This is a genomic window from Bartonella saheliensis (assembly GCF_902162175.1).
Map to the genome: position 1 here is coordinate 1 of NZ_LR607250.1, position 7,139 is coordinate 7,139.

Below are 7,139 nucleotides of genomic sequence, written 5' to 3' on the forward strand. Positions count from 1 at the left end.
TGCCTCATATTGCATCGTACAGAAGCGTTTTTAATTTCAATATGGTTTCTATCATAAAATCTTTAAATCGCTCTGTACGGTGCCTTTTTATCGATTTAAACGCATATCTAATCCAATAGGATCTCTAATTTTCACCATTTTACTGTTTATCATTCAATCCCCTTTAAAACCTCTTCAAGGCTCTTTTCGGTTCTATCTGGACGTTCTGGTGTAACCGCTGTCTTTTGATTTTTATCACCTATCTCCGGCTTTTGAAGGTTCTTAAGAATACAATTGGCTTGCAAACGAATATCACTTTCAAGCTTTTCGCAGTAAAGATAAAAATCTGCTGCAGACGGCATAAAAGTTGAACTTAATCCCTCTGCTTTGCCTTTTAAAGCGTTCTTTGTTGCTGTTTGCAATATCCAGCTACTTATGCCATTAAGAGCATAAAAATACGCAAGCGCTGTTGCTTTCTCATCTGATCCCATGGGGCTTTTGAGACCATTTGAAAGGACAAGATAGGTTGTTTGTATTTCCTCTTCCGTCGCTTTTCTTTCAAGCTTTTTCAACGCATCATTAACAAATGCTGTAACTCTCTCCGCTTCTGCACTCAATGGCTTTTGTCCTGTTTTCCAATGGAATGGTGCTTGCGTTGTCATCCTCGAATAAAAATTTGTAAACACTATCTGAATTTTTGATATTGGACATGTGCTGTGCAACTCGATAACTCCACCCGCGCTGTTGTTCTGTGTGTTGATTGCTTTGTTTTGCATACTGTTTTTCCCTTTCTAATTTTTCCTTTTTCTGGGCTAGCAATCCATATTTGGGATTTGTAATCCATTGGTACCAAGCCTTTTGCCAGTCACTTTTTTTAGCATTTCGATTTGGGTTATCTTGCCAATGAAGTTTAAATCTTTCGAATTCTAATAACGCCTCATCATGCGTTAATCCTTTATCGATTGCGTATTGCAAATTAGGCTCGAAATCATTGGGCAAGTGACAATCTCGATTAGCTTTTGAACGTTTTGGTTTTTTCGAAACGTTTTCTTGCTCGTGAATGGGAGGTTGGTTTTCTACACCCGTTTCGATTTGTTCTGATTGAACATCATCACCCTCGATTGGTTCTCCAACCAAATCGGTTGTTTCTAAATCTTCAAAATCGATTTCTTTTTTTGATAAAACGATAGTTTTATTTTTTTTATTATATATGTGATTGTGGTTGTGGTTGTGATTGGCATCATTAAGCATTGCTTGTGCATTGCTTGTAGCATTGCTACTAGCATTGCTTGTAGCATCTTTAGCATCATCGTCACTGTTATCTTTATTTTTATCCCATCTTGCCTTTGCTGCCTTTTGTGCTCTTTCTGAAAACTTGCTTAAATTTTCATTCGAGTTATTGAGTTCCTCCTCAACTTGTAAACTCCACAAACGACCATCGTCTAAACAGATGATCTTCTTGTCACGTAATAAAAACTCTAACGCCTTATTAAAGATCTTTTTTGAACAGCCAGCACTATGTGCTAATTTATCTTGATCACAAAAAATGGGTTCTCCACTTTTACGCATGTGCCATTTCAATGTAACGTATGTTGCTATTTGAAATGCTTTCATACCATTTGTTTCTGCAAGGCAATCTGAAGGAAAGCTGCGAACCCAAGCCAACTTAGTTGACATAATTCACCTCCCTTTTTTCATTATTATTGCAAATGAAATTATCTAGCTCTTCATTTGAGTTGTTGAGTTCTTTTTCAACTTCTAAATTCCACAAACGACCATCTTCTAAACGTATGATAACTCCACCTTCAATCAAGGAATTCAAAGCTTCTTCAAACTCTTTTACTGGATAACCAACCACAAGAGCCAATTCCCTTAAGTCATTCGAAATAGGCTCACCAATATGAAGCATTAAAAGTCGCAACATGACATAGATACATTTCTCGGTCGGCGACAAACAAAAAAGAGTCAAAAGCCATTTGTATGCAAAAAGCTTCGTCCATGGCAATTTACTGGACATGTATTGCCTCCTCTCTTTTCTTACTCCACCTTATATGCGCTGCTTTTGAAGCTCTTTCTGAAGCTTTGCTAATCGTATAATCAAAAGCTAATGACCTATGCCATAAGTTCCCATTCTCTAAACGCGTGATGTAACCCATGCTTATTAAAGTCTCTAATGCCTTTTGAAACGTTCTTATTGAACACCCACACCAACTTGATAAATAAGACGCATTATTGATAAGAGGCGCTTTCTTATCATTCATAAGCAACGCAAGAGTTGTATAAACTGCCTTCTCTGTTGCTTTTAAGCCCATAAGCTCTTTTAAAAACTGATCTGACTTAAACTTTGCACACGCTACTTTGTTACTGGACATCACTCTAAGATCTCCCTTCCTTTAATTAAATGTAAAATTGATAAAGCATCCGCTTCATTATCATCACAAGGCGCGTGTCCTTTTGCACGCATTGCCTTTATCATTTCTTCTTTTGACGCATTCCCCTTGCCCGTCGTCGCTTTCTTAATCGTACAAACTGGAATGCCTTCATACGGTATCTGATGATCTTCACACCATGCCGTTAACGTTGCTAACAAACCACCGTAAACATGCGCCGCATCGGTTCCAACATGACGCCTCACTTCTTCAAAATACACCGCGTCAATTTGACCTGCTGTCTGCTTTATTTCATTAAGCCATTGCTTAAAGCGTAAATAACGCATCCCACCGCCTTCAAAACGGCGGGATTTAAAATCAACGGTACCACTAAATACGTCACCATCCCCTCCACGTATCGCCCATCCCATCTTCGTACCTAGGTCAAAACAAAGGATTGTATGAGACATTTAAATCACCTTAATTTACTGATTGTTCTTTTTTATGCATGGTGCTTTAAACAACTTCTCTGCACACAATTTTACTGCAATTCGCACAATAGGAAATGTTACGATTAGATAATTTTTGGATTAACTTTGCTTGCTCGTGTACTATTTCGTCTTTTTCATCTATCTCTTGTTTAAGCTCTTTTACGGTTTTAAAAGCGGTATAAGCTGCATAACAAGATATAATAAGTGCAATAAAGCCCATCCCTTTCCTCACTTACTTTTCTTTACAGCCATATTCTGTACTCCCAATAATAACGGAGTCGCTCCCATATTCTACGGTGCCAAGGTAGTGATTGCATGTATTTCTGTGGTGTTAACATAGACAATTTGTAAATCGTCTTATAAATGCAATTAAAGTTTGGAACTAGTGTATCACCATCTAATCTTCCCTCCCCAAAAACAGCCCCCAAACCACTAATCCAACAATCGCCTTCATGACTAAGGTTATCTTCACTCTCTACCCAACCACCTAAATCACCTTTTCTTACTTTACCAAAGCTTCTCAAAGCGCGTATACGGTGTAATTTGAAAGGACCAAGATCAACTACGTCATCTGTAAGTTCATACTTCTTTTTAACTTTCATATCTTCCATCCCTCTCATCTCACTTACTTTTCTTCTTATTCTTATGAGACTTTTCTTTTACAAATGCATCACGCTGCTTAAGCTCGTCTTTAAGCTTCTCTATTTCCTCGTCGCGTGATTGAATATCTGCTGTTAGGCTGTTTATAATTTCGTTCTTTCTTTTGAACGTGTCATCATACTCATCTATCTTTTGATTAAGTTCTTTAAGGTCTGCATCGCATTCATCAATGGTCTGCTTGGTTTCCTTTAAAAACTTAATCTCTTTCGCTCTTATTTCTTCCTTAAGATTGCTAATTTGGATTTGAAACTTTTCAATCTGCTCTGCAAGTTGTTTAGACTTCTCACGATGATGCAATGCAAAGCGAAACATCACACCGCTAAAAAGCAATATTCCCATCAACGCACACACAACTATCGCTATCGTCATCATTTCATTTGAACTCATCTTGATCTCCATTAATTTTTATGGGGGCGGTCATCACAACCAATCTGTTTTGCCTCGCATTCCATTAAGAAAAGCAGGCAACATGCTGCATGTGCCAAATGTGATAAATCACTCTCAGCATCCTTATGTTCTCCACCAAACCATGCTAATAAATGACGCAAAGCGGCACCGTGAAACCGGCTCCAAGCCATGCCATTACGCCAGTTGTTTGCTCCGTATTTCTTTGCTCCAAACTCTAAAACACGACCGATTTCAAGCAATGCTAAAGGCGGTATAAGATCTACTCGTGATTTGCCATCATCATTCTTATGAGCTTCATTTATAGCCATCATCATCTCCTAAGGCTGCAAACGGTCGCACGCGCTATCAACGCGGGGGCTTTTGCAAATTTTCGTAATTGGGGGGCTTGCTTGTTCACATAATGATTTTAAAAGATAAGCAACTGCTCCTCTTGAAGGAACGCCATGTTTTTCCCAACGCCATACTGTTGATTTGTTGACGCCTAATAACGCCGCCATTTCGTTCAGCGTAAGATTAAAGCGTTTCCTAAGTTGTTTTATTTCTACCTTATTCATGAAGAAAAGTATGCATTATGAGTATTTTAATGTCAAGTCGAAATGCATACCAATTTTATGCAATATGAATATATATATGGAGATAAAAATGCCCGATAAAACAAAAGATCAGTCTTCTAGATTAATGAAAGCGCGCTTATTACGTGGTTTTAGAAGTGCTAAAGAAGCAACTAGGTATTTTGGATGGAACTACTCTAGTTATATACAACATGAACAAGGACTTAGAGGAATATCACGTGCATCTAAAAAATACGCAAAAGCATTTAGAATTAGTGAAGCATGGTTGTTAACTGGAGAAGGAGAAGGTCCCTCCTTTCCAATTTCTACAATAAAACAATCTATTGAAGAACAAATCATTGATCTACTGAAGAAAACAAGTCAGACAGATAAAGAAACAATTCTTCACCTTTTAAATCGCCTGAATGATGAAGAAAAAAAATGAAAGCTTTTTGCCTCTCATAACTAATAGTAGAAATTAATCGTACTATTTCATTATTTAATTCTATATCTCTTTGTTTTTTTCTCATAACTTCTTCCTCTCTCCTTTGTAGAGAAACGACAATTAATGAAAATCCATAAGAGGATTTTTGATATCATTCTATTAAAAATACACATAATGCATACTTTTTTATTGACACGTATGCATTATGCGTATTATATATGCCTCATATCTTATAAACTAACCGTTGCCAATAGGCATCATGGAGGCAATTGTGGACAAACCAGTTTTCATAACTTCTAAGGAAATTCTCTTAGTCATTTGCGAAGACGAAACAGAAAATCTCGCTCAATATGGACCTTTCTTCGAAGAAAAAGACATTATCGACTTTATTAATGAAGCCGATAATGCCGTCAAAATCTTGCGTGTGGAACCAGAAAATAACCGGTGTGAAGATATCTCTGAAGAAATCGCTGAATTCTATGTAAACCAGAACAGAGAGAACCTTAATGAAGACTCTAGGGTTCATTACTTCATTCGAGAAAGCGAGGCTTTCAATCAACTTCTAGATGATTTAGCTACAGAAAAATATATTGATGAAGTCTACGGGACTTATGAAGAGCAGAACCGGTTACACCCTTCTGATGTCCTTCCTAACTATCCTAATTACTCAATATACTCAAAGCGTTTTTAATACGCCACCTTCTGTCATCAAGATTGATAATTTACTAGGAGGTCTGAAAAATGGATAATCCTATCGCTATCGCTAATAAAACTGTCAATAATGAAAGCGTTCAAACAGTCAATGCGCGTGATTTGCATGCGTTTTTGGAAAGCAAACAAGATTTCTCTACTTGGATTAAAAAGCGCATCATGACATATGCTTTTCTTGATGGTAAGGACTTTTTTCGCTTCCACAAAAAAATGGAGGCGAATAATGCCATAGCAGTAGAATATCATCTCACATTAGACATGGCTAAAGAACTCGCCATGGTAGAGCGTAATGAAAAAGGGAAAAAAGCAAGGCAATATTTTATCGAATGTGAACGGCGGGCTAAACAAGCAATAACACCACAAATCGATTACTCTTGTCCGCAAGCTATGATTGGCTTTTTGAATTACCTACAAGGACAAATAGAGCAAAAAGACACTATCATTAGAGAGTTAAAACCAAAAGCAATGACTCTTGAAAGTTTACAACGTTCTGATGGGCTTTTTGGTCTTAATGAAGCTGCTAAAATATTCGAGATGCAACCAAAACAATTCATTCAATTCTTACAACTAAAAGGGTGGGTGTATCGACGCACTTGCCGTGCACATTTATTGCCTTATCAAGACAAAATACAAAAAGGCCTTATGGATTGTCCTGTTATCACTATTCAAACTTCAGAGGGGACTGAAAAACTCATTCCAGCTGCAAAAATTACCACTAAAGGTATGGGCCTCCTGTCTGAAGAAATTAAAAGACAATCCATGCATTAAGAGCTTATGAATAGGGAATAAAATTCTAATCTTAGAAGATCTCTATAGTCATCTTTCTAACAACACAAAACAACTTTTAACCATGCGTGATGCACGCAACGGGTGAATTACGCGTAAAATAAGGATAATAATCATGGAAAAGAAATACGAACTCACTGATGAGACAATCGAAGTTGATGGATACATTAATCTTTTCCGTATCCGTGCTTTAAAAGATTTTGGAGATGTAAAAGCTGGTGATCTTGGCGGTTTCATAGAAGATGAAGATAATTTAAGCCATGAAAACGATTGTTGGATTTATAATGATGCCAAGGTGCATTCTTTTGCCAAGATTTACGATAGTGCTAAGATTTATAATAACGCACAAGTTCGTTATTCCGCTGAAGTTTTTGGCAATGCAAAAATTTATAATAACGCCAAAATAGATGGTGGTCATATTTTTGGACACACACAAATTTATGGAAATGTCATTATTGATGCCGATTCAAGAATTTATGGCAATACAAAAATCTATGATAACTCAAAAGCTTGTAAACAAACTATGACAGCCCAGAACAGCGGCTCTTCAGAAAAGGATGTCATTCCTTTCTAGCAAACCAAACAACTTTTAACACATGCGTGATTCACGCAACGGGTGAGTTGCGCGTAAAATAAGGAAAACAATAATGACAAATTCACCCTTAGCCACTATGGCAAATAAATATGGGTTTTCTCATGAACAATTTCGAAAAACTATTATCAAAACATGTATCAGTCA

General features: G+C 37.1%; 13 protein-coding genes and 1 pseudogene. 5 read left to right on the forward strand and 9 right to left on the reverse strand.

Annotation, left to right across the window (positions count from 1 at the left end):
- Nucleotides 1-149 precede the first annotated feature (149 nt).
- From FS875_RS08965 to FS875_RS09010, 9 genes are all read right to left on the reverse strand, one after another.
- Nucleotides 150-596: a hypothetical protein gene (locus tag FS875_RS08965; RefSeq protein ID WP_208000031.1), complete on the reverse strand. Its 447-nt coding sequence runs from the start codon at nt 594-596 to the stop codon at nt 150-152.
- A complete protein-coding gene (locus FS875_RS08970) occupies nt 559-1,656 on the reverse strand; it encodes a DUF1376 domain-containing protein (protein ID WP_144755854.1) in 1,098 nt (365 codons plus the stop codon). The genes FS875_RS08965 and FS875_RS08970 overlap by 38 nt, the downstream gene beginning before the upstream one ends.
- Entirely contained in the window at nt 1,646-1,996 is a 351-nt protein-coding gene (locus FS875_RS08975) for a DUF1376 domain-containing protein (protein WP_144755857.1), read from the reverse strand. Before FS875_RS08975 ends, FS875_RS08970 begins: the two co-directional genes overlap by 11 nt.
- Nucleotides 1,986-2,351: a helix-turn-helix domain-containing protein gene (locus FS875_RS08980; protein ID WP_144755888.1), complete on the reverse strand. Its 366-nt coding sequence runs from the start codon at nt 2,349-2,351 to the stop codon at nt 1,986-1,988. The genes FS875_RS08975 and FS875_RS08980 overlap by 11 nt, the downstream gene beginning before the upstream one ends.
- Nucleotides 2,351-2,818, reverse strand: a complete 468-nt coding sequence (locus FS875_RS08985; RefSeq protein ID WP_144755861.1) for a crossover junction endodeoxyribonuclease RuvC — start codon at nt 2,816-2,818, stop codon at nt 2,351-2,353. The genes FS875_RS08980 and FS875_RS08985 overlap by 1 nt, the downstream gene beginning before the upstream one ends.
- A gap of 263 nt (nt 2,819-3,081) precedes the next feature.
- Nucleotides 3,082-3,459 (reverse strand): hypothetical protein, encoded by a 378-nt coding sequence (locus tag FS875_RS08995; RefSeq protein ID WP_246067898.1) that lies wholly within the window; start codon nt 3,457-3,459, stop codon nt 3,082-3,084.
- A gap of 1 nt (nt 3,460) precedes the next feature.
- Nucleotides 3,461-3,886: a hypothetical protein gene (locus FS875_RS09000; RefSeq protein WP_144755867.1), complete on the reverse strand. Its 426-nt coding sequence runs from the start codon at nt 3,884-3,886 to the stop codon at nt 3,461-3,463.
- Between the two features lie 11 nt (nt 3,887-3,897).
- Nucleotides 3,898-4,215, reverse strand: coding sequence for a dATP/dGTP diphosphohydrolase domain-containing protein (locus FS875_RS09005; protein WP_144755870.1), 318 nt, complete (start codon nt 4,213-4,215; stop codon nt 3,898-3,900).
- Between the two features lie 9 nt (nt 4,216-4,224).
- A complete protein-coding gene (locus tag FS875_RS09010) occupies nt 4,225-4,461 on the reverse strand; it encodes a helix-turn-helix domain-containing protein (protein ID WP_144755873.1) in 237 nt (78 codons plus the stop codon).
- A gap of 88 nt (nt 4,462-4,549) precedes the next feature.
- Here FS875_RS09010 and FS875_RS09015 point away from each other — a divergent pair, with 88 nt between their 5' ends.
- The 5 genes and pseudogenes from FS875_RS09015 to FS875_RS10700 form a co-directional block, all read left to right on the forward strand.
- A complete protein-coding gene (locus FS875_RS09015) occupies nt 4,550-4,903 on the forward strand; it encodes an XRE family transcriptional regulator (RefSeq protein ID WP_144755876.1) in 354 nt (117 codons plus the stop codon).
- Between the two features lie 271 nt (nt 4,904-5,174).
- A complete protein-coding gene (locus tag FS875_RS09020; protein ID WP_144755879.1) occupies nt 5,175-5,594 on the forward strand; it encodes a hypothetical protein in 420 nt (139 codons plus the stop codon).
- Nucleotides 5,595-5,644: 50 nt separating this feature from the next.
- Nucleotides 5,645-6,382 carry an antA/AntB antirepressor family protein gene (locus FS875_RS09025; RefSeq protein WP_144755882.1) on the forward strand — a complete coding sequence of 246 codons (738 nt, stop codon included), beginning with the start codon at nt 5,645-5,647 and terminating at the stop codon, nt 6,380-6,382.
- A gap of 133 nt (nt 6,383-6,515) precedes the next feature.
- Complete coding sequence (locus FS875_RS09030) at nt 6,516-6,974, forward strand: hypothetical protein (RefSeq protein ID WP_144755885.1); 459 nt, start codon at nt 6,516-6,518, stop codon at nt 6,972-6,974.
- 73 nt (nt 6,975-7,047) lie between these two features.
- A pseudogene (locus tag FS875_RS10700) lies at nt 7,048-7,139 on the forward strand (recombinase); the annotation flags it as partial.

Bases quoted from the DNA above. Each gene is read 5' to 3' on its own strand.
- FS875_RS09030 (WP_144755885.1), top strand. From the start codon at position 6,516: ATGGAAAAGAAATACGAACTCACTGATGAGACAATCGAAGTTGATGGA.
- FS875_RS09015 (WP_144755876.1), top strand. From the start codon at position 4,550: ATGCCCGATAAAACAAAAGATCAGTCTTCTAGATTAATGAAAGCGCGC.
- FS875_RS09000 (WP_144755867.1), bottom strand. From the start codon at position 3,886: ATGAGTTCAAATGAAATGATGACGATAGCGATAGTTGTGTGTGCGTTG.
- FS875_RS08980 (WP_144755888.1), bottom strand. From the start codon at position 2,351: ATGTCCAGTAACAAAGTAGCGTGTGCAAAGTTTAAGTCAGATCAGTTT.
- FS875_RS08985 (WP_144755861.1), bottom strand. From the start codon at position 2,818: ATGTCTCATACAATCCTTTGTTTTGACCTAGGTACGAAGATGGGATGG.
- FS875_RS08995 (WP_246067898.1), bottom strand. From the start codon at position 3,459: ATGAGAGGGATGGAAGATATGAAAGTTAAAAAGAAGTATGAACTTACA.
- FS875_RS09005 (WP_144755870.1), bottom strand. From the start codon at position 4,215: ATGGCTATAAATGAAGCTCATAAGAATGATGATGGCAAATCACGAGTA.
- FS875_RS09010 (WP_144755873.1), bottom strand. From the start codon at position 4,461: ATGAATAAGGTAGAAATAAAACAACTTAGGAAACGCTTTAATCTTACG.
- FS875_RS08970 (WP_144755854.1), bottom strand. From the start codon at position 1,656: ATGTCAACTAAGTTGGCTTGGGTTCGCAGCTTTCCTTCAGATTGCCTT.
- FS875_RS09025 (WP_144755882.1), top strand. From the start codon at position 5,645: ATGGATAATCCTATCGCTATCGCTAATAAAACTGTCAATAATGAAAGC.
- FS875_RS08975 (WP_144755857.1), bottom strand. From the start codon at position 1,996: ATGTCCAGTAAATTGCCATGGACGAAGCTTTTTGCATACAAATGGCTT.